The sequence below is a fragment of the Myxococcus sp. RHSTA-1-4 genome (assembly GCF_020037125.1).
Taxonomy (GTDB): domain Bacteria; phylum Myxococcota; class Myxococcia; order Myxococcales; family Myxococcaceae; genus Myxococcus.
Genome location: NZ_JAIQDG010000041.1, coordinates 1 through 20,795, shown reverse-complemented (window position 1 = coordinate 20,795; position 20,795 = coordinate 1). Strand labels below are relative to the sequence as shown.

The 20,795-nt window shown below is 71.6% G+C and carries 15 protein-coding genes and 1 pseudogene; 3 read left to right on the top strand and 13 right to left on the bottom strand.

Annotation, left to right across the window (positions count from 1 at the left end):
- Window positions 1-5: 5 nt before the first annotated feature.
- The gene (locus K8638_RS37980; RefSeq protein WP_223759622.1) at window positions 6-1,163 is read left to right on the top strand and encodes a GvpL/GvpF family gas vesicle protein; all 1,158 of its coding nucleotides are present in this window, start codon (window positions 6-8) and stop codon (window positions 1,161-1,163) included.
- A gap of 25 nt (window positions 1,164-1,188) precedes the next feature.
- Here the strand turns inward: K8638_RS37980 and K8638_RS37975 are convergent, their stop codons facing one another.
- The 5 genes from K8638_RS37975 to K8638_RS37955 form a co-directional block, all read right to left on the bottom strand.
- Window positions 1,189-2,301: a DUF4340 domain-containing protein gene (locus K8638_RS37975; protein ID WP_223759621.1), complete on the bottom strand. Its 1,113-nt coding sequence runs from the start codon at window positions 2,299-2,301 to the stop codon at window positions 1,189-1,191.
- Window positions 2,298-4,169, bottom strand: a complete 1,872-nt coding sequence (locus tag K8638_RS37970) for a Gldg family protein (protein WP_223759620.1) — start codon at window positions 4,167-4,169, stop codon at window positions 2,298-2,300. Before K8638_RS37970 ends, K8638_RS37975 begins: the two co-directional genes overlap by 4 nt.
- Window positions 4,166-4,888 (bottom strand): ABC transporter permease, encoded by a 723-nt coding sequence (locus K8638_RS37965; protein WP_223759619.1) that lies wholly within the window; start codon window positions 4,886-4,888, stop codon window positions 4,166-4,168. The genes K8638_RS37970 and K8638_RS37965 overlap by 4 nt, the downstream gene beginning before the upstream one ends.
- Window positions 4,885-5,814, bottom strand: coding sequence for an ABC transporter ATP-binding protein (locus K8638_RS37960; protein ID WP_223759618.1), 930 nt, complete (start codon window positions 5,812-5,814; stop codon window positions 4,885-4,887). Before K8638_RS37960 ends, K8638_RS37965 begins: the two co-directional genes overlap by 4 nt.
- A 250-nt stretch (window positions 5,815-6,064) precedes the next feature.
- Window positions 6,065-9,325 carry a lantibiotic dehydratase gene (locus K8638_RS37955; RefSeq protein ID WP_223759617.1) on the bottom strand — a complete coding sequence of 1,087 codons (3,261 nt, stop codon included), beginning with the start codon at window positions 9,323-9,325 and terminating at the stop codon, window positions 6,065-6,067.
- An 85-nt stretch (window positions 9,326-9,410) separates the two neighbouring features.
- On the opposite strand from K8638_RS37955, the gene K8638_RS37950 reads away from it, so the two are divergent.
- Window positions 9,411-9,581, top strand: coding sequence for a hypothetical protein (locus K8638_RS37950; protein ID WP_223759691.1), 171 nt, complete (start codon window positions 9,411-9,413; stop codon window positions 9,579-9,581).
- A 155-nt stretch (window positions 9,582-9,736) separates the two neighbouring features.
- Here K8638_RS37950 and K8638_RS37940 read toward each other — a convergent pair.
- The 3 genes and pseudogenes from K8638_RS37940 to K8638_RS37930 form a co-directional block, all read right to left on the bottom strand.
- Window positions 9,737-10,235: pseudogene (locus K8638_RS37940) on the bottom strand (DUF2380 domain-containing protein); the annotation flags it as partial.
- A gap of 45 nt (window positions 10,236-10,280) precedes the next feature.
- Window positions 10,281-11,642 carry a hypothetical protein gene (locus tag K8638_RS37935; protein ID WP_223759616.1) on the bottom strand — a complete coding sequence of 454 codons (1,362 nt, stop codon included), beginning with the start codon at window positions 11,640-11,642 and terminating at the stop codon, window positions 10,281-10,283.
- A 274-nt stretch (window positions 11,643-11,916) separates the two neighbouring features.
- Window positions 11,917-12,387: a hypothetical protein gene (locus K8638_RS37930; RefSeq protein WP_223759615.1), complete on the bottom strand. Its 471-nt coding sequence runs from the start codon at window positions 12,385-12,387 to the stop codon at window positions 11,917-11,919.
- Window positions 12,388-12,997: 610 nt separating this feature from the next.
- Between K8638_RS37930 and K8638_RS37925 the strand changes: the two genes are divergently transcribed.
- Complete coding sequence (locus K8638_RS37925; protein WP_223759614.1) at window positions 12,998-14,353, top strand: sigma-54 dependent transcriptional regulator; 1,356 nt, start codon at window positions 12,998-13,000, stop codon at window positions 14,351-14,353.
- 15 nt (window positions 14,354-14,368) lie between these two features.
- Here K8638_RS37925 and K8638_RS37920 read toward each other — a convergent pair whose 3' ends face one another.
- The 5 genes from K8638_RS37920 to K8638_RS37900 form a co-directional block, all read right to left on the bottom strand.
- Window positions 14,369-15,256: a hypothetical protein gene (locus K8638_RS37920; protein ID WP_223759613.1), complete on the bottom strand. Its 888-nt coding sequence runs from the start codon at window positions 15,254-15,256 to the stop codon at window positions 14,369-14,371.
- A 127-nt stretch (window positions 15,257-15,383) separates the two neighbouring features.
- The gene (locus tag K8638_RS37915; RefSeq protein WP_223759612.1) at window positions 15,384-16,406 is read right to left on the bottom strand and encodes an aminotransferase class I/II-fold pyridoxal phosphate-dependent enzyme; all 1,023 of its coding nucleotides are present in this window, start codon (window positions 16,404-16,406) and stop codon (window positions 15,384-15,386) included.
- Between the two features lie 126 nt (window positions 16,407-16,532).
- Complete coding sequence (locus tag K8638_RS37910; protein WP_223759611.1) at window positions 16,533-18,494, bottom strand: hypothetical protein; 1,962 nt, start codon at window positions 18,492-18,494, stop codon at window positions 16,533-16,535.
- Between the two features lie 2 nt (window positions 18,495-18,496).
- Complete coding sequence (locus tag K8638_RS37905; RefSeq protein ID WP_223759610.1) at window positions 18,497-19,855, bottom strand: hypothetical protein; 1,359 nt, start codon at window positions 19,853-19,855, stop codon at window positions 18,497-18,499.
- Between the two features lie 5 nt (window positions 19,856-19,860).
- Window positions 19,861-20,478, bottom strand: a complete 618-nt coding sequence (locus K8638_RS37900; RefSeq protein ID WP_223759609.1) for a hypothetical protein — start codon at window positions 20,476-20,478, stop codon at window positions 19,861-19,863.
- Window positions 20,479-20,795: the final 317 nt, after the last annotated feature.

The following is a 20,795-nucleotide window of genomic DNA, read 5'->3' as shown; positions in this document are numbered from 1 at the left end:
GCACCATGCCCCGGACGTCACGGACCCGAAAAGGCTCCACCGCCAAGGCCCGGACCCCCACCGGCGCGGGACGTGTCTCCACGCCGGTGAAGAAGCGGAAGCCGCGCGAGGAGGCTCCGGCGCCCACCGGGGCCCCACCCCACCCTCCCGAGGAGTCGGCCGTTGCCGCGTCACCTCCGCCTGGGGCGCGGAGCGAGGGAGCCGCGCTGCGTGCCTCCGCTTCCCCAGCGGCGCCTCCCGTGGCGCGGCGTGATGGCGATGTGCCGCCGGCCGCCAGCCCCCAGCCCGCGGAGCGCCCGGATGCGGCGACACCATCGGCCTCGGAAGCCCTTGCGTCCGGGGAACGGCTCGCGGCGGAGGGAGGTCCACGGGCGGCCCTCAACGGACGCGTCACGCCCGCCCCGCCCTTCGCTCACGCGGTGGAGGACGAAGAGAGCCCCCAGTACCTCTACGGCGTGGTGCGCGCGGAGGGCGACCTGGACTTCGGGCTGATTGGCCTGGGCGTGCCCCCGGCGGACGTGCGCTCGGTGCGTGAGGGCCAGCTCGCGGCCCTGGTGTCCACGGCGCCGGGCTACGTGGTGGACCCGACGCGGGCCCACCTGCTGGTCCACCAGCGCGTCACCGAGGCCGTGCTGCGCGAGCACACGCTGCTGCCGGTGGCCTTCGGGACGGTGCTGCGCTCCGAGGCGCAGGTGCGCGCGCTGCTGCGCTCGGCACATGACTCGCTCGTCGCCGCGCTGGAGGCGCTGGATGACAAGGTGGAGCTGGGGTTGAAGGTGCTCTACCACCGCGAGCACCTCATCCGGCGGCTGGAGCTGGACAACCCGGAGCTGCTCCGCGGCGAGGGTGAGGGCGAGGCCGACCACGAGCGCCGGCTCGGCACCGCGCTGCTGGCCCGCGTCGAGCGGGACATGGCCCTGCTGCTGGAGGGCCTGCGCCCGCTCGCCTTCGCCTCCCGCACCCTGTCCCCGGTGGGGGACCGGATGCTGCTCAACGCCGCCTTCCTGGTGGGACGCGACTGGGTGGAGTCCTTCGAGTCGCGGGTGAAGTCACTCGCGGCGCGCTCGGACACCTACGCCTTCCGCTTCACCGGCCCATGGGCGCCCTACAGCTTCGTGGACGTGCGGCTGGGCCTGGCGGAGGAGCCCGGCGCGGTGGCCTGACACGAGGCCACCGCGAAGTCCCGGCTCACTTCCCCGAAGCGGAGGACACCTGGGCGGTCACCTTCGCCGCCTCGGAGGCCAGGTTGTCCACGCCGGAGTGCAGCCGTGCCCAGCCGGTGGTGTGCTCGGTGCGGACGAAGAAGCCGCCGTCGCCGCGCGCCACCTTCACCTCGCCCACCGGCTTGCCGTCCCGGCGGTACTCCACGCGGAAGGCCTCCTCCGGCTCGCCTCCGGGGGGCACTTCACCACGGCCCAGGAGGTCCAGCGGCATCAGCCGCCACACCCGGTCATGCCAGTTGCGAGCGAACTCGTCCGGACGGTCCGGAGACTCCGCCGGCGCCAGGGACACCGGCCCGGGGGCCTTGCCGCTCGCGGTGAAGGTGCGCGACGCGCCCGCCGCCGTGATGACCACCGCGTCGAAGTCACCCAGGTCGAAGGTGTGCAGCCGCCGGTCCACCAGCCGGCTGGTGGCGTTCTCCAGGTCCGGCAGCAGCGCCGGGCCCAGGAGGAACACCCGGCCGTCCGACTCGCGGCGCAGGTACGGCGTGCCCCAGCCTCCCGCCGGCGAGGCCAGGGAGAAGACCTCCGCCTTGCCCCCCACCGTCACCGTCAGCTTGCGCTGGGTTCCGGCCAGGCCCACCTCCTCCAGCTTCTTCGCGTCCAGCTCGCCCAGCGAGCGCATGGCGCGCAGCGGGGCGAAGCGGGGGAACAGCTTCTCCGCCACGTCGTTGGCGCGCAGCTCGCGCGGAGGCGGAGGCTGCTCCACGTTGTTGGCGGCCACCGGCGCCGTGCCGGCATCCACCGCGGCGGCCACGGCCGTCCCCGCGTCGGTGCCACCATCCACGCCCGCCGAGGCCACCGGCGTGCCACCATCCGCGACGCTCTCAGCGGGCGGCACCGGCTTCGGCGGCTTGTAGCCCAGGCGCACCCAGAGCCTGTCCCGGTCCTGCGCGTCGCGGAACAGCTCCACGAAGCGGGCCTCGTCCTCGTAACGCACGCCGTCCAGCGCGCGCGCCGGGGCATCCACCACCGTCACCTCGCCCGGGGCGCCCGCGGGCTCCCGCTGCCAGACGAGGAAGGCGGCCACCAGGGCCACCGCCGCCAGGGCTCCCTGTACGGCCAGGTCTCGAACCTTCATCGCTCACCTCCCGCCGCCACCGCGGCCCGCGGCGCGCGCCGGCCCCGCCGCCGCGTCTTCACGAAGCCCACCGCCAGCACCAGGGCCGGCCCCAGGAAGACGGTGGCGTAGAACCAGGCCACGTCCTGCTCGCGCGTGTGCTGAATCGGCACGTCCTCCTCGGTGGACACCGTGCCGGCAATGGACTCCTCGCCGGTGAGCCACCGCAGCGTGTCCACCGCGAGGTACGCATTGCCCAGGTTGCCCAGCACCAGGTCGCTGACCGCGTCCGCGTCCGCCATGACGACGGCGCGCATCGGCGCCTTGCCGGCCGGCGCGGGCTTCTCCACCGCCACCACCAGCGGCCAGGTGCGCCGCATCTCTCCCGCGTCCTGCGCGAAGTTGCCGTTGGCGTCCGCGAAGGTGGCGCCATGCGCGCGCACGGAGATGTCGTGCATGACGGCGTTGGGCAGCGGCTGAATCTGGTCCATGGCACCCGCGCCGGGGAAGGCCACCGGCGCCTGCCCCGCCAGCGCCGCCAGCGAGGTGACGGACGGGTGCGAGGAGAAGCTCGCCGTGCCCAGGTTGCCGCGGTCGCTCTGCTGGCGCGTGGTGCGGAAGAACACCTGGTCATTGGCCAGCGGCGTCTTCAGGTACTTGAGGCCCATGGGCTCCAGCAGCGGCTGGAAGTCCGGGCCGTCCGGCTCCAGCGCCAGCCACAGCCGTCCGCCCCGGTCCGCGTACTCGCGCAGCGCGTTCAGCTCCTCGGGGAGGAACTCGCGCGTGGGGCCCACCACCACCACGGCGGAGGCGTCCTTGGGCACCTCGGAGCCCAGCCCCTCCGACATGCCCAGCGGCCGCACGTCCACGTTCTGCGCGCGCAACAGCTCCTTGAGCTGCGCCACGGACGGACGGGGCGTCTCGCCCGGCACCGGCCGCGACTCGGCGCGCTCGCCATGGCCCGCGGTGAAGTAGACCACGCGCCGCGGCCGGGCCACCGCCAGCAACCGGCGCTGCACCTCCTGGTCCAGCCGCTGGAGCTGGCCGCGCGCCCGGTCGATTTCGAGCCCCACCGTGAGCGGCTCCTTCCGCTCACCGCGCGCCAGGACGATGGTGCCGTTGTTGTGCACGCCCAGCGAGCGCGCCCGGGCCGGCTCCACCGCCTGGTCCAGCCGCTCCACGTTGAGGAGCTGCGGGCTCTCCAGCGACAGGTCCCGGAAGTACTGGTTCACCGCCTCACCCACCTCGTTGGCGGGCGGGAAGAAGAGCGTCACCTGCAAGGGCTCGTTGAGGCCGCGAATCACCTTGCGCGTGGAGTCGCCCGGCTTCGCGGTGCGGAAGTAGGACAGGTCCCACGTCACGTCCGCCTGCGTGGCCACGTACATGGACGCGAAGGCGAAGACGACGACGAAGGCCAGCCCCAGCCCGGAGTAGAGCGCGCTGCGGGCGCGGCCCGTCTCCAGCACCGGCGCGCGAGTCATCGCCGCGGCGGCCACCTCCACCAGCGCCAGGGGCAGCAGCGCGCACAGGAGCAGCGCGGGGAAGAGCGCCGCCAGCACCACCGCCAGCTTCGGGGCCTTCTGCGACAGCGGCCCGCCGAAGAGCGCGGCCCCCGCGTCCGACTGGAGGAAGTAGAGCAGCAGCGCCACCAGGCCCAGGCCATACAGGCCCAGCACCCAGCCCTCCACCGCGCGCCGGTCCGCCGCCGCCGAGCGCATGCGGGTGAAGCGCCAGGCCAGCGCTCCCACCGCCACCACCATGCCCAACGCGGAGAAGACGGTGCGGCCGGTGCCGGCGCCGAGAATCCGCTCGCCGATGAAGACCGCGAGCAGGCCCGCGACGTACACCAGCGTCACCGGCAGACCACTGCCCACAGGACGCGTGCTCATCGCCACCTCCGGGCCTCGAGCACCCGCGTGGCCGCGAACAGCGCCACGTAGGTGACCACGAGGTAGTAGACGACGTCGCGCACGTGGACGAGCCCCGACTGGAACGGCGGGAAGTGCTGGTTCCACAGCGACATCGCGCTGAAGACGTCCGCCAGCGGCTGCTCGGTGATTCGCGCCAGCAGCCAGCAGAGGATGAGGGCCACCAGCAGCACCGCGGACGTAATCGCCGCGAGCAACTGGTTGCGCGCCAGCGCCGAGCCGAACGTGCCCACCGCCAGCGACGCGCTGCCCAGCAGGAGCAGGCCCAGGTACCCGGCCGCCACGTGGCCGAAGGACACCTTGCCGTTCACCATGACGAGCAGCGGCATGTACACGGTGCACAGCACGTACAGCGCCAGGAAGGCCAGGCCCGCCAGGAACTTGCCCAGGACGATGTCCCTGTCCCGCAGCGGCGACGAGTACAAGAGGGGCAGCGTGCCCGTCTGCCGCTCCTCGGCCAGCAGGCGCATGGAGATGAACACCGAGGCGACGATGGTGAAGCCGCTCGAGTAATAGAAGAACTGCGACAGCACCTCGGCGGAGCGCTTGCTGGCGCCGCCCAGGGCGTACGCGTTGAAGAACAGCCCGTTCAACGCGAGGATGACCGCGATGATGACATAGCCGCTGAGCGTCCGCAGGTAGCCGGCCAGCTCGCGGCGAGCGATGAGCAGCGCCTTCACGCCCGCACCTCCTGTCCGTGCGTCAGCCGCAGGAAGATGGACTCCAGCTGGCCCGCGCCCTGGTCCAGCCGCAGCAACTCCAGGCCCGCGCCCACCACCGCCTGCGCCACCCGGGGCCGCTGGTCCGGCGACGCGCGCACCGTCAGCGCCACCACGCCGTCCGCCGCCCGGTCCACCTCCACCGGACCGAAGCCCTGCAGCACCTCCACCGCGCGCGCCCTGTCGCCGCGCACCTCCAGCTCGATGGAGCCGCCGCCGCCCATCTTCATGCCCAGCTCCTCCTCGGTCCCCTGCGCCACCAGCGTCCCCTTGTGGATGATGAGGAGCCGGTCACAGGTCTGAGAAATCTCCGGGAGGATGTGGCTGGAGACGAGCACCGTGTGCGCGCCCTTGAGGCCGCGGATGACGTCGCGCATCTCGACAATCTGGCGCGGGTCCAGCCCGCTGGTGGGCTCGTCGAGGATGAGCAGCGCCGGCTTGTGCACCAGCGCCTGCGCCACGCCCACGCGCTGGCGGTAGCCGTGGCTGAGCGTGGAGATGAGCTCGCCGTCCACCTCGCGCAGCCCCGTCTTCTCCTCCGCCTCCCCCACCCGGGCCGCGGTGTCCCGGGCCGTCACGCCGCGCAACTGCGCGACGTAGGCCAGGTACTCGCCCACCGTCATCTCCTCGTAGAGCGGCGGCACGTCCGGCAGGTAGCCGATGCGCTGGCGTACCTCGTGGGGGTTGTTCACCACGTCGTGGCCGTCGATGACGACGCGCCCGGACGTGGGTAGCAGCACGCAGCCGAGAATCTTGAGCGTGGTCGACTTGCCCGCGCCATTGAGGCCCAGGAAGCCGATGACCTCGCCCTGGCCAATCGTGAAGGCCAGCTCGCGGATGGCCGCGTGCTCACCGTAATACTTGGTCAGCCCTTCGACCGAAATCATCCGATGTCCTCTCCCCGTACGGAAGCGGCGTTTTGTCTGTCGCAGCCGTGGGGATTGTCAAGCGGCTCGGGCATCCGCCGCTCCCGGGGGCCGCCGGGCCCGGGGGGAGCGCGCGGTGGGAGAACCGGCGGCGCCACGGAGCCAGGCGGGAGAGCGGGGTATTGGGCAGGGTCCTGACTGCCTGGCCGGGGTGGCCCCGGGGTGCGGCATGGATTTGACCCGGCGCTTCCGCGAAGGGGTCCGCGCGCGCTCACCCCGCGGGACGGGTGCCCCGCCGCTCACGGCCCTTGCGAGAGCGGTAGGTGCGGACCAGCAGGTCATGGAGGACGAGCTCCTGCGCGCGGGCCGACGCCCGGCACATGCGGTTGGCGTGCATGTGCAGGAAGCTCCGCGCGAGGTGCAGGAGGGGCATGTGCAGCCGCCCTTCTCCATGGAGCGCGCGCAGCCCTGACATGACGGGGGCGAGCTTCTCGCTCCGGCGGCGGAAGACCTCCAGCCCGAAGGCCAGCGGGGAGCCCTCGTCCGCCGAGCCCTCCAGCAGCGCGTCAATGGCTCCACGCTCCTCGCGGAAGCGCTCGCTGAGCTGCCGCTCCGTGAGCGCACCGGAGTGGAACTCCCGCGCGAACACCTCGCGGCCCCCGGTGGTGGCGGCCAGCCGCTCCTCGAGGTCCATGCCGAGGTCCGAGAGCAGGCGGTCCATGCCGAGCAACGTCAGGCGCCAGCGCAGGTCGGCGCCCGCGTCGCCGCACATCCACGGGAGCAGCTCCAGCACCGCCTCGCTGTCTGCCTGGAAGAGCTGCTCGGCGAGCGGGAGGGCCTCGGGTCCGCCGTAGCGCTCCACCTCGCGCTCGTAGGTGTCGAGCTGGGCCTTCCAGAAGAGGCCCTCGCGCTCGAGCGGCTCCAGGGCCGCCATGAGGGCCTCGGGGATGACCCGGCGCATCCGCTCGGGCTCGCCGTGCAGCCGCAGCCGCAGGTGCCAGTCCGGGTCCCCATAACGGATGAAGAACCACCGGTCCACCGCGCCCGCGCCGAGCAGGGAGCCCACCAGCGGCGCGACTGCCTCGGTCAGGAGGCGGTCCACCGTCGCGGCCCCGGTGTAGAGCTTGAGGAACAGCCACTCCGACCCCGGCAGGAAGCGGCGCGGAAGGGAGATGGACGGAGGTGACGCGGCCCCGGTCCGCGCGGCCTCCGGGGCGGGCTGCTCGCGGACGAAGGGCACGATGACCTCGTGGACGAAGCGGCCCTCGGGGCCCTCCACGCACAGCGCCTCCGGGCCGGGGAACAGCTCCACCAGCGTGGCCGTGTCTCGTTCCTTGACGAGGTGGACGAAAGTCTCGACGCAGAGCACGTTGTCCAGGTCCACCGGCAGCACGTGGTCGCCGTCCTCCAGCGCCACGAAGCGGGGCAGGCGCCGCTCGGCCCGGAGTGTCTGCACGCGGGTGAAGCGCTCGGCGCCGCGCGCGGAGCCCAGGGACTCCAGGGACTCACGCCCCAGCCGCCAGCGCGCGAGCGACAGCACGCAGCGCCCGTACACCACCCTCGGCAGGAAGCGGGCGCTGTTCAACGGCCCCCAGCTCCACCCCAGCCAGCCCTGGACGCCCTGCCGCTGGAGCGAGCCGAGGAAGCGGTACGGCCCGAGGCTCCGCTCGGAGGAGAAGTTGTGCGCATGGGTCAGCCGGGGGAGCACCTCGCGCCCCAGCCGCTTCGAGCGCAGCACGATGCGCGGGCCCTGGATGGACACGAGGAGGTCCGTCACCGGAACCTGCCGCTCCACGGGCGCGCCGGAGCGTCCCAGGTAGACGAGCTCGTACTCGCGCAGCGCGGGACGGGCGATGACGTTACCGAGCCTCCCCTGCGGCAGGTGGACGACCTCCGCGAACACCGCGTCCGGCCGCAGCGCCTCCTCGGCGCGCAGGTGCGCCTCCACCCGCCGGCGCAGCTCCGCGTCCCCATGGCAGAAGCGCCCCAGGAGGTGGGCGCCCGAGGGCCCCGAGGCGAAGTCCAGGCAGACCTCGAAGCGGTCCGCCGCGATGGCCTCCTCGGACCCGGCCGCCACGGTGGCCATGACCGAGAACCCGTCCGGCAGCGGCGAGCGGTCCTTCCCCTCCCCCCGCACGAGGTCCCGCTCCTCCAGGTGGAGCACCTGGGCCCCGGTGCTCAGCGTCTCCTCCCAGCGCTCCAGGAGCCAGGCCTCGCGGGCGCCGAAGCGCGTGGTGGCCGCCGGGTCCTCGCTCCGCGGCGCCAGGCCCTCCAGCAGGGGCGAGCTCTCCGAGGTGGCGAGGCCCTCGAAGCCGATGCCCCCCTCCGCGTCCAGCACCTCCACCAGAGGGACCTCGCGCGTGCCATAGCGGGCCTCGAACGCGCGGCGGAAGCCCTCGAGGCCATCATCCCAGGGCGTGGGCGCGAGCCGGTGCAGCACCCGGACACCGCGAGCCAGCTCCTGGATGACGTTCTGCCCCAGTGTCAGCCCGGGAGCGGGCTTGAACAGGTCCACCTGGAACAGCCTGGAGGGTTCAACAGGCGCCGGGAGCGCGGACAGCGTCCGCGCCACCTCGCGGTACGGCTCGGCGGGTGCACCCACGCCCCCAGCGTCCAGACGCTCGAGCGCGTCCAGCACGCAGCTCAGCGATTCGGCGAGCCCGGAGTCCTCGCCGGGAAGCTCGCGCAGGCAGGAGACGAGGGCGGGCAGGGGCTCCGGGCCAGTGACGACCGGCTGCAGCTCGGAGACCAGGAGCTGGTGCTCGATGAGCGCGTCGATGAACTCCTGGGCCTCGGAGAGAGGGATGTCCGCCTCGGCCCCGGTGAGCGCCCGCGCGAGCACCTCGGGCCGCTCGCCCCTCCGCGCACGGGTGAGCGTGGCCTCCAGGTAGGGCGTCGGCTCCACGGCCCTCAGGTGGTACGTGCGGAGCCCATCGAGCACCCGCGAGGCGGCGTACCGAAGCCGTCCCCCGGAGAGGTAGAGGTCCGCGGCGGGCGTGTAACGAAGCCGGGGGCGCAGCTCGGGTGCGCGCGAGAGGGCCTCCGCGAGCGCGCAGACGAAGTCCATGTCCAGCCGCGTGTGCCGCCGGTACTCCGCGAGGGCACCGAGCCGCAGCCGCGTCCGTGCGCCCACGTCCCCCACCGAGCAGCCCGCGAACAGACCGAACGGCGTGGCCCGGCCAGCCATCCGCGCGAGGTAGCGCACCAGGACGCGCTCCACCTTGGCGCCGTGCGCGCTGTCCGGCTCACGCCGCCAGACCTCGAGGCTCTCATGGAGGGACGGAGAGGCGACGAACAGCGCCTCACGCACCTCGGGCCGGTCGAGCAGGACGCGGAGGCGGGCGCGCAGCACCACCTGGTCCCGAGCGAGCGCGTCCCCGAGCGTGGAGGTCTCCCGTGGAGAGTGGGGAGCTTCCAGCGCCTCGCCCCAGCGCTGGAATTCGTGGAACGGCAACAGCGGCGTGCGGAGGGCGAAGAAGCGGGCGACAAAGGGGAAGGCTTCGTCGGGGGGCCTGTGCTTGGGGTCAGCCATGGAGGAAGACGCTCGACGGTGGGAATGTGCCACGCCCACGTGCCCTGAATTGACAGTCTCACTCGGGTCATTTCAGAGTCACGCCATGAGTGAAAAGAAGAAGCTGAAGCTCTCTGTCGAGACCCTCTGCAACCTTGGCGGGGGCAAGCGGCCCGGACAGGCGGCGCCCCAGGCCGAGCGCGACACCCCGACCCAGTATGCCAGCTGCACGTGCTTCGTCGGCGCCAGGGCTCCCGAGCCCACGCAGAAGAAGTAAGAGGAGCGCGTCCTGGGGCTCGAGCCGGACGACGTCGACACACTGTCCGGGAGGGAGCGCATCGCTGGCCTGGTCTACGCGCTCCTGATGGGTTTCCGGGGTGTAGCCACTCCATCGACCGAGCGCCATGGCAACGTCCATACGGGCTTCTTCGCCTTGAAGCCGCGCTGCTCGAACCACTCGCGGTGCTCTCGCGGCAGGACGTGGTGCTTCGGTGCCTCGGACATGCCCGCTCCCGCTCTGCCAGTCACCTGCATGCCACGCACTTCCGGACTGTCTCCCAGCGCGTCGCGCACGCCCTCCGGCAGGTCCCCGTTCGCCTGCGCCATCATCACCTGCCCGCCGTGAATGCGGACAGCGGCGCTGACAGCGGGAATGGAGATGACACCCGCCTGCACGAGCCGCCGAATCATCTCCACCCACTCGGCGGAGACGACAATCCTCGACGCTGTAGGGGCACTCGCGGAGCACGACGTCGGCGAGGGTGAGGAAGTCGAGCCATGCGGCCAGCAGCATGGAGCCGAACATGGCCGCCTGGAGCCGGGAGCCCGTCATCCGGAGGATGCCCAGCTCCATCTCCGAGTCCGAGACTTCCTCGGCAGCGGCTACCAGCGTGGTGACGCTCCCCAGCGCACCGCGAAGCCAGGGCAGTTGGAGTGGGTGCGCATCGACTTGAAGCGGTAGGCCCTCGCCGCCGCGCTACGCCTGCGGCCGGGGAGCCCCGTCCCCGGCGGGGGCCTGCAGGGCCTCGGCGGGGGTTTCCGCTGCTCCCGTAGCCACGGGAGCAGCGGGCGGGACTTCGGACAGTCCCCTGAGCCCGGACGTCAGCGTCTCACTGGCGGAGCCCTGCGCGCTCCGCGCCTCGGTGCTCCTGGCATCCTCCACGAGCTGGTACAGCAACTGGATGCGCTGGACCTGCGAGTCCTGTGACAGCCGCAGCGCCACGTCATTCAGCAAGGGCTCGGTCAGCCCGTTGACCGCGAGCTCACTGAACCCCTTGGCCTTCTCCGCGGCAGAGCCGCTGACGTACCAGCACAGGTCCCTGGCGCCCCGTAGGCCCTTCTTCTCCAGGTCCTCCCAGGCATCCGGCAGGGCCTGGGCCAGCAGGGCCGCATCCATCCACCCGAGTATCTGGTGTTTGTCGAAGTTGGTGTTGCGCTGGAGGCGCAGCGGGTCCGCCATGGCCATGCCCGCGACGTCGTGGATGCCCTCCTCGTGGAGCCGCTCCTCGACCTGTGGCGTGACGCCGCGAAGCATCGCCAGCGGAACGGACCGCTCTGGAGAGACGAACTTCGACGCGTCCGCTCCAATGCGCTGCGCCTGCCGGGCAATGGCCTGCGCCACATACCGGGGAGCCATGCCCACTCCGAAGTACAGGGCCAGCGTGCCCCACCCCGTGGCCACATCGGAGCCCCCCATCCCCTTGACCCAGACTTTCGACAGGCTCGCGGCCATCAAGGGCCCCAAGGCCAGGGTGACTGCACACCAGAGTGCCGCGCCGCTGGTAACGTCATGGCGGAAGCCCCGCTGGCCCAGGTACAGGAGAACGTAGACGTAGGCGCCCACCGCCCCCAGGCGTGCCGCCTCCAGCGTGGTGTTGCCAATCAACTGCTGCCCGTCCTTGACGAGCACGATGTTGAGCGCGCCTTTGGAGGCGGGGTTGAGGACGTGGACGGCCACCGCCCCGATGGCGACGATGGCCAGCGCGGGCAGGCCATAGCGAAGCGCGATGTTGCTCGTACCGAAGTAGCGCTCATTCGCGTCGACCATCTCCTTGATGTTGGCCAGTTCGCGGGGTCCGAGCTCGCGGCCGGTCAACACCTCTCGCGAGATGAACCGGGGCTTGATGAGGCTCAGATAGAACCCATGGTGGACGACCAGGACCGCGGGAAGCGCCGCCAGTGCCCACCCCATGAGCGCACTGGGTGGGAGCAGGTTGCTTGCCAAGGCCGCGACGAGCATGGCCACCAGCACCACCCCCCACATCGCCCGCTCCCCCTGGAGTTGCTGCCGCAGGGAGAGGACTCCCAGCAGCATGAGGGTGGCGAAGACCAGGAGCACGCCTGTCCCGTTCGACTTGCCGTCCTGCGCGGCGGATGCCTTGGCTGCCTCCTGTGACGCGGCAGCTCTCCCCGGCGAGGCAATGCCCCCTGAGACTTCACAGCTTCCGTGCAAGCACGTGTGCAAGCGCTTCGACCAATCCCACGGAGAAATGGCCCCCAGGTAGTAGACCGCCAGAACTCCCGCCGCGGCGACGAACAGCGAGACGCCCAGCACGACCCGGCAGACTCGCCAGACCGCCGCCCAGCGACTCTCCGTCTGCTTCTCATCTTGATTACGCGGCGAAGATTGACGCTCCTGCTGTGTCATGGATTCCCCGGGGCGACAGCGCAGTGTAGGCGCGAAGGAAAGCCGGATGGTAATCCACTTCAGTCGCGCGCCCCACGCGCATGGGACGCAACTCACGGTCCAGGTGCACCACGGCGGTGCCCAGCCCGTTGCTCTGCATCCGCGCGTAGCGCACGTCGCGGATGGTGACGCGCCAGCCGCCTTCCGTCCGCACCACCTCGTACGTGGTGAGGCGCAGCCAGGTGGCGAGCCCTCGCAATTCCGGCGCGGCGAGGGCCGCCTGGATGACGGGACCGGGCTGGGGCTCCCGGGGCTGGCTCGCGTCGCTGAAGCGGAGGCGGTTCTCCTCCGGCTCCAGGAAGTTGGCGCTGACGAAGTGGTAGCGGTCCGGCGCGAGGGCGATGATGTCCCGCACGAAGGGATTGGCCGGGATGGGGCCGGCGATGATGCGCTCCACCGGCAGGCCCTGCGCGCGCAGCCACGCCAGCGCGCGCGCGCCCCCAAGCAGGTGCGGAGGAGGCGAGCGCGGGGCTTGAGGCAGCGGCCAGGAAGGAGCGGATGAGGGAGAGGACGCCGCGAGTGGACTTTCGCGGAGCTGCTGAGGAGGACGTTCGACGTGTTCGCCAGCGTGAGGTGTGGAGGCAGGCTCAAGGCTCTTGGCGGACGTGAAGGGAGCACCCGGGTGCAGGCGATTCTGGAGCACCTCGGCTTGCCCACGGCATGTGCGAAGTTGGCCCCGGCGCGCGGGCCACCCCAGGCCGAAGGGTGTTGAGGCTCACGACAGCAGCGCTCGTTGGGCTCTGTGCGGGGGCGGCCCGCCGAGGGCCGTCCTACCGCGACCATGCCCTCCAGCCCGTGAAGAACGGACGCGCCCGGAGTTGCGAATCTTTCCAGCACTGGGTTTGGAGGTGGACCGGCTCGCCTTCGCGCGGCTGTTGTCTTTCCACCGGTTCCCGAGGTTCCCCGGACAGCGACGGGGCACGCCCCGTCATGAGGCGCGAGACTGCGGCGGCTGGGGGATATGGGTCGCGCTGAGTGGTCAGCCGCTGAACTCTCCAGGAGGCTTCATGCTCCAGGCCTGGATCCAGTTCGTCGGGGAGGAGGCCTCGGGCCAGCGCATGGCCGTGCTGGAGAAGCTGGGACACGTGGGGGTCCAAGCGGTGCCGCGCGGAGTGGGGGAGCTGTCCGGCCCCGGGGTATTCGTCTTCGGCGCCGCGGACACGGCCACGCTGGAGACCCTGCGGGAGCTCCAGCTCCGTCCCTCCGTGAGGGTGCTCGCGGTGGCCACATCGGGGGCGGCGCTCGCGGAAGGCGCCTGCTGGAGGCTGCTCAAGGCCGGCGCCTCGGACGTGCTGGTATGGGACCGGGCACGGGACGTCGCGGCGGAGATCGCCGCCCGGCTGGAGCGCTGGGCCGCGGTGGACCACCTCATTGAATCACGCACGGTGCAGGCCCGGCTGGTGGGCCGCTCCCCGGCATGGCTCTCCGTGCTGCGGCAGGTCATCGAGGTGGCGGCATTCACCGACGCCTCGGTGCTCATCCTGGGCGAGAGCGGCACCGGCAAGGAGGAGGTGGCGCGGCTCATCCACGCGCTGGACGCTCGTGCGCAGAAGCGCGAGCTGGTCATCCTGGACTGCACCACGGTGGTGCCGGAGCTGTCGGGCAGCGAGTTCTTCGGCCACGAGCGGGGCGCCTTCACGGGAGCGGTGGGCGCGCGTGAGGGCGCCTTCGCCCTGGCCCACGGCGGGACGCTGTTCCTGGACGAGGTGGGCGAGCTGCCCGTGGGACTGCAAGCGCAGTTGCTGCGCGTGGTGCAGGAGCGCACCTACAAGCGCGTGGGCGGCAATGGCTGGCACCAGGCGGACTTCCGCCTCGTCTGCGCCACCAACCGGGAGCTGGCCGACGAGGTGGCCAGGGGCACCTTCCGGCGCGACTTCTTCCACCGCATCGCCAGCTGGGTCTGCCGGCTCCCTCCCTTGAGGGAGCGCTCCGAGGACATCCTCCCGCTGGCCCGGCACTTCCTCCAGGTGCTGCGCCCGGGCGTGCCCCTGGAGTTCGACGAGCCGGTCCGCGAGTACCTCCTGAGGCGCAGCTACCCGGGCAACGTGCGCGACCTGCGCCAGCTCATCACCCGCATCTGCAAGCGGCACGTGGGCACCGGCCCCATGAGCGTGGGCGACATCCCCCCGGACGAGCTGCCCCCCGCCGAGGGCCCCGGTGACTGGCAGGACGCCTCGTTCGCCCAGTCCATCCGCCGGGCGCTGGCGCTCGGAGCGGGGCTCAAGGAGATTGGCCGCAGCGCCTCGGACACCGCCATCCGCCTCGCCATCGCGGACGAGCAGGGCAACCTCCAGCGCGCCGCCCGGCGGCTCGGCGTCACGGACCGGGCGCTCCAGCTGCGCCGGGCCCAGTGGGAGGAGTAGCAGGTGGATTGACCCTCAGCCGAAGAACAGCTCGTATTTCTTTCCCGTCCCAATGGTGAGGTTGCTCACGCGGGTCTTGGAGTCATACGTGTAGCCCTTCTCCTTGAGTGTCTTGAGTATCTTGAGTCTCTCTGGTTCCTTGAGGTCCTCCCTCTGCATCCACCAGGGCACTGGGGGAAGCAGGTTCTTGATATCGATCGAGACACTCGGGGGACTGGGGAGGGCTCCTATCGCGCTGAACTTGAGGAAGGATGACCGGTTCCGCAGGTCCTTGTCGCTCCTCTGCTTCTTGTTGCTGATCTCCGCCACCACCTTGGCGTGGATGAGGGTCCGGACGATGGCGTGCTCCACCGTCTTCCGAAGCTTCGGGCCCGCGGGGGCGGGGATGGGTCCGAACCAGACATGGATGTGGCGGTGGTACGGGGGCAAACGCCCCACCGGGTCGGTGATGCCCACCTGGTACAGATCTCGAAGCCGCCCCATCCACCGGCGATAGAAGTTGTCGGTCTCGCCGACGTAGAGGGGCAGCATGTCGTCGGCCCGTATTTTGGCGAGGACCTCGTCTGGGGACGGCCTTTTTCCGAGGAGCTTCTTGTCCTGGACGACGATGTACACACCCCCTCCCGGGGGGATGGGAGGAAGGGGGGGACTGCCGGGGACGTCTTTGAGATGCCAGCCATGGAAAGTCCTGAACTTCCAGGTGCCGATCGTGGTGCCGAGAGGCCCGCGCTTCGCCTCGTACTCGACCTCGCTCTCTTCGTCCGGGTAGGGCTCCGCGTCCGAGCGCGGCGGGAAGACGGGAAACCCGTAACCGTTCGCATACGGGCGGGCGCCGTAGATGAGCCACGGCCAGCGCCGCCGCTGGCGCCAGGACCCCGGCCACACGGGCGCGGCCTGGAACATCCCGGCTCGGCTCGGGCGCGAAGGGCTCAGGGGCCGGGGCGCGGAGGACCGGCGCGGCGGAGCCGGGGCGCGGAAGCTCCGCGGGGGGCGGAGCTCGCCCTCCTCTTCTCCGAACAAGGCTTCCAGCTCATCTTCGGCTTCGTACCAGGCGCTCATGCCACCACTCCTCGCTCGCACGGGGCCCCGACTCCCGGCCCGGTTTCCGTCTCCCGTGGAGCGCCTCCTCCAGCGCCTCCACGGCCTGCTCCACTTCCTCCACTCCGTGCCGGGCGGTGAACACGAAGCTCACCGACACCTCCGGGCCACAGCGCGAGCGCTGGAGCACGGTCCTCACGCCGCGCTGGGACAGCCGCGCGTGGAGCTCCCTCGGGTCCACCCCGTCCACCGCGCCGAGCCGCTGCACCGGAAAGAGGCCCCCCACCGCCGACATCCCCGCCCGCCGCAGCCACGTCCGGAAGTGGCCGACCCGCCGCCCCAGCGCCGCTCGCAGCGCGTCTCCGTCCCGCGCGTTCACCTCCAGCGCGTGGGCGGCGGCGTGAAGCGTGGCCACCGAGGGCGGGCTGCAATGCATCCGCGTCTCGCCCCGCGCCTCCAGCCGGCCGATGAGCTCCTCACTGCCCACCACCCCCGCCAACGGCACCCCGAGCGCCTTGGCCATCGAGCCGCACCAGAGGACCTCCGGTTTCTGGAGGCCGCTCCAGCGCAGGGAGCCGCCTCCTCCGGCCCCATAGGGCATGCCCGGCGCGGGCGTGCCCAGCATCCCCACCGCCTGCGTGTCGTCCAGAATCAGCAGGCCCCGGTGGGCCCGAATCACCTCCAGGTAGGCGTCAATGGGCGCCAGGGCGCCGCAGCCCGGGCAATAGCCGTCCGTGACGACCACCGGCCGGCGTCCCGTCCTGGCGCCGCGCGCCACCTGCCGCGCGAGCGCCTCCGGGGAATGGTGGGCGAAGCTCCGCGCGGTCACGCCGCGCGCCGCCGCCCGCTCGACTCCCCAGCGCGCGACGGGATAGCTCCCCTCGTCCCAGAAGAGGGCCATCCGCCGGTCCACCAGCGCGCCGAACACGTCCCAGAACACATGCAGTGTCGAGGCCGCGAGCAGCGCGCGCTGGCCTCCCACCAGCGCCGCGAGCGCCGCGGAGGCCTCGGCCATCCCCGGTGGTTCCACGAGGGCCGCGGGGGCCCCCAGGGTGAGCTGCTCCCAGGGCTCGAGCGCCCGGCTGGGGTGCCTCAGGCCCAGGTAGAGCGCGGAGGTGAAGTCGAGCGCGGGCGGCGTCCCTCACTTGCGCCGCTGCAGGGCCAGCTGGTTGCGCAGGTGCTCCGAGGGCGCCACGTAGCGCTCGGCCAGGCGCCGCTGGTCGGTGATGTCGGCCGTGAGGTCCACGCCGGTGACGGCCCGGTACGCGTGGATGTAGCTCTGGATGTCCGGCCTCCAGTAGCGGGCCCAGTTGGCGGCCTGCTGCGCATCGTTCACCACGCTCCACCCGCCGTAGCGGATGGACAGCAGGAGCCGCTCACCGAAGACGGCCAGGTCGTGGAAATGGACGACGCTGGTGTCCGTCCACCCCTGGAGTGCCTTCATGGCGTCCACGCGGTCCATCCAGGGCTCCGGGTACGGCACCATGACCCGCCCGCCGAGGAACTCGCGCATCTCCGAGCGCGCCAGGAGCCACATCTGCATCAGCATCTCCTGGCGCGAGGTGGAGGGCATGTCCCCGAACTGGTTGTGGGCCCCATGCGCCAGCAGGTAGTGCGTCTCCTTCACGGAGTTGAGCACCGGGAAGCCGTCCGCCACCACGGTGGTGTCATCGTCCTGCCGGAAGAACTGCGTGCACTGGTGCAGCAGGTTGTGGAAGGACTCGAGGAACTTGGAGCGCCGGTCCGCCGCGCGCAGCCCGGCCACCGCCTTGCCGTGCAGCGTGAAGCCGTACTCGTGGGCGTACTCGGCCGCGCGGCGAAGGATGCTCAGCCGGTGCTGCTCGTCCTGCACGTAGCCCCACAGCAGGTTGTTGAGCGGCCGCAGCGGATCGATCTCCAGGTTGGCCAGCGGATCCCGCTCGCCCGGCGCGCGGATGTTCTGGAAGCGCCGGCTGATGTAGTTCATCGTCTGGACGAGCATTCCCTCCTCGTGCCAGTAGCTCCAGATGAGCTCCACGAAGACGGGCAGGCTCAGCTTCCGCTGGATGATGCCGTAGCACTCGATGAGGTCCTGCTCCTGGACGCCGAGGCCGGGGACGACGGGCACGTCCGGCAGCTTCGCCCGGATGAGGGCCAGGTACGGCAGCGCCTCGTAGTCCCCCGGGCGGGGGACGCGCTCCGCGCCGGCCTCGGCCGTCCGGCCCTCGCCCACCGGTTTGCCCCGGGTCCGCCGCGGCAGCCTCAGGCCGTTGACCCGCTCCAGGTAGGCGTCCCACAGGCTCTCGAAGGTGCCGAGTGCGTCACCCGGGGTGGGGTCCTCGATGGCGTGGCCGGTGCGCCGCTCCTCCTCCGAGAGGCTGAGCTCGGCGAGGAGCGCCGGGAAGTCCGTCATGACGCCGGTATTCACCAGCATGAAGACCTCGGTGGCGGCCTTCAGCTTGCGGTAGGCCTCCACCCCCGTGAAGGGGAGCGCCAGGCGCGAGCGGGAGAGGGCCTCGGCCACCGTGCGCTCCCGGCCCACCACCGCGGCGGTGTCGGTGCTCCCGCCCCGCCGGCAGAGGTACGTGTCGATGAAGTCGACGTACTGCGGGAACGAGAGCCTGTCGGTGCTCTTGCGGATCACCATCCAGAGGATTTCGTCCGGGCTGGACACGACGTGGGTGCGCCGCAAGGACACGGGCAGGGGCGCGCCGAGGTACGACGGGCGACGCTCCTCCATGACGTTGATGGCGGTGTTGACCACCGATTTCACCAGCTCCTCGGTCTTGTCCCCCGGCGCCGCGACCAGCGTCACCTCCGTGGTGGCCGTGATGGTGACCGTCCCCCCGTCCGGCGGCTGATCCGCATGGTAGCGGAGCTTGAGCTCGTGCGGCCCGGCCGGAAACCCGCTCGTGTCCCAGTGGGCGAGCCACCGCTGCGGTTTCGTCGAGTCGTCGGACTGCCTGGGCCCCGAGACCGAGGTGGTCGGCTTGTTGTCCACCGCCCATTCGAACCGGCGATCGACGTCGTCCGAGAGGGACGCGTCGAGCTCCAGGATGACTTTGACGCTCTCACCCACCACGGCCGGTTCTCTGGGGTCTAAGGTGATTTTGATGGTAGCCATGCTCATCCTCCACGAGTGATTGACGAATTGATGGGCAGCGCGGGAGGCCGGACGGCCGCCGCGGAGGTCCGCGCCCTGGAAGCCGAGGCGCAGACGACGGATGCATCGACCGTGCTGCGCAGCGCCCAGTACTTGAGCAGCTCGGCCATGGCCCGGGCCTCTTCCTCGGGCGAGATGGCGCCATCGGCCCGGGCCTGGCCGATGCCCGCGAACACCAGCGAGGGCCTCGCGTCCCGCACCCGCCGGCGCCGGGAGCGCCACTCCCGGTAGAGCGCCGTGAGCCGCGCCGGCTGGCGGGCCTGGGTCTCCATCACCTCCGCCAGCGTGCGTCCTTGGAGCGAGGCGGGCCGGTGCTCCACCAGCAGCCTCACCAGGCGCGGGATGCTCGCCTCGAGCTCCGCGAGGGCGCGCCGCCGCTCCGGGTCCAGCCCTTCGATGGGGTAGAACTGCTCCCAGGTGCGCGCCAGCCGCTCCCACTGCGGATGCGGATAGAGCGCCTGGCCCATGGCGCTGCTCAGCTTCACGCGAATCCAGGGAACCGGGTGCGGGTCCTCCGCGTTGAGCCGGAACACGAAGGGCCGAGGCAGGCTCACCACGCCCATGAGCCCCAGCGTGGACGTCACCCCCACCCGCGCCACGGACCAGAAGTCCGCGATGATTTCGGAGATCCACCGCCCCCACAGCTCCCACGCCCGCTTCGCGTCCTCGCCCTGCTCCGGCGCGGACTGCTGGAGGGCCTGGCGCAAGGAGGGCACCAGCGACAGCAAGGCCGCGCCCTGGTGGCCCACCTCGTGGATGAGCGAGGAGGCGATGCCGCTGCCGACCATCCGCTCGCGGGGGACGCGGATGATGGCGACCGGGCTCTGCCCGCCTCCGGGCAGCCGCGTGCGCGCGCGCCGGATGGCGGCTCCAGGCCCCCGGGCCAGGTAGCAGAGCACGGGCGGCACCTCGTAGTAGCCGGGCAGCTCCAGCGCGTCCCGGGAGACCACGTCCAGGCCGGCCAGCCAGATGCCGTTGTCCACCTCGCTGCGCTGGCTGAGGGCCTCGCTGAAGATGTCGAACTGCGAAAGCACCACGTTGAAGCGCAGCCGCAGGAAGGTGAAGCGCTTCTGGCCCTCGGAGGGCGGGGCCTGGCGCCCCTGGGGCGTCTCCAGCCACGCGAGGAACTCCCGCACCTGGGTGCGAAGCTCGCGGCGGCCCTTGAGCAGGTAGGCCTCGATGGCCGCCTGCGCTTCGACGGAGAGCGCGGCTGCCGGGACCATCGTCTCCGCCATCGCGAAGGACTTGACGCGCTCGAGCCGGGTGAGCAGCGCGCGGGCCTCCTGCGCGAGCACCCACGAGGCGAAGGAGCCGGCGGCCATGGCGCTCACACCCCGAAGAGGACGATGCGGTTGCCCTTGCGCACCCAGCGGCCGCTCTGGGCTCCCGTGCCCGCCATGGCACCCACCACACCGGCGAGCCCGGGGGCGAACTTCTGCACGGCCTTGCCGACGGCGGCACCGGCCACCCGCGCGGGGTTGGCCCCCGGGGGCGCGGCGAGGGCGGTACGGGAGGCGTCGCCGGCCAGGCGCACCACCTGCTTGGCCGCCTCGAACTCGCGGTCCTCCTGGCTCAGCCCCTCCAGCTCCAGCCCCAGCGCCTTGCCGGCCAGGGAGCCGAGCTTGCTGCCCACGGCGGTGCCCAGGCCGGGCGCCACCATGCTGCCGAGTGCGCCGCCCACCACCGGCAGCGCCTGCTTGGCCACGCCCTTGAGCATGCCCCCGAGCTGCTTGCCCACGGGCGACTTCACGACCTTGCCCGCGGTACTGGCCACCGTCTCGATGAGCTTGCCCAGGAACTGCTCCAGCTCCTGGTCGCTCTGGACCCCCAGCAGCTCCGAGGCGAGCTCGTTCAGCTCACTTTCTTGGAACACCTCATTCCACTCGCCCTCGGAGTTGAACTCGAACTCGAAGGACTCGGCCTGCGGCATGTCCAGGTCGTGCATCTGCGTGCTCCTCGTGGGTGGTTCGGCCTGCATGGCCGGTGAACACACCCCCTTGATGCAGCAGCAGTGCCAACACCGTCCCGGTGGGCGCGCCCGTGGAGGGGCTCAGGCCGGTGGCGAAGCGGGCTTCGGCGGGCCTTCCCGACGGGGGGATTGGGCGAAGCGCGCTTCGCCATTGTTGGCGGCCCGGCGCAGGGGCCACCACAGTGAGCTCCGTGTCGAGGAATGGGGGGCTCAGCACCACCCCTTTCAAGGTGATGGAGGAGGCTCCCTGGCGGGCGGGGCGGCAGGAGAGGTAGCGATAGCTTCGGGGAGCG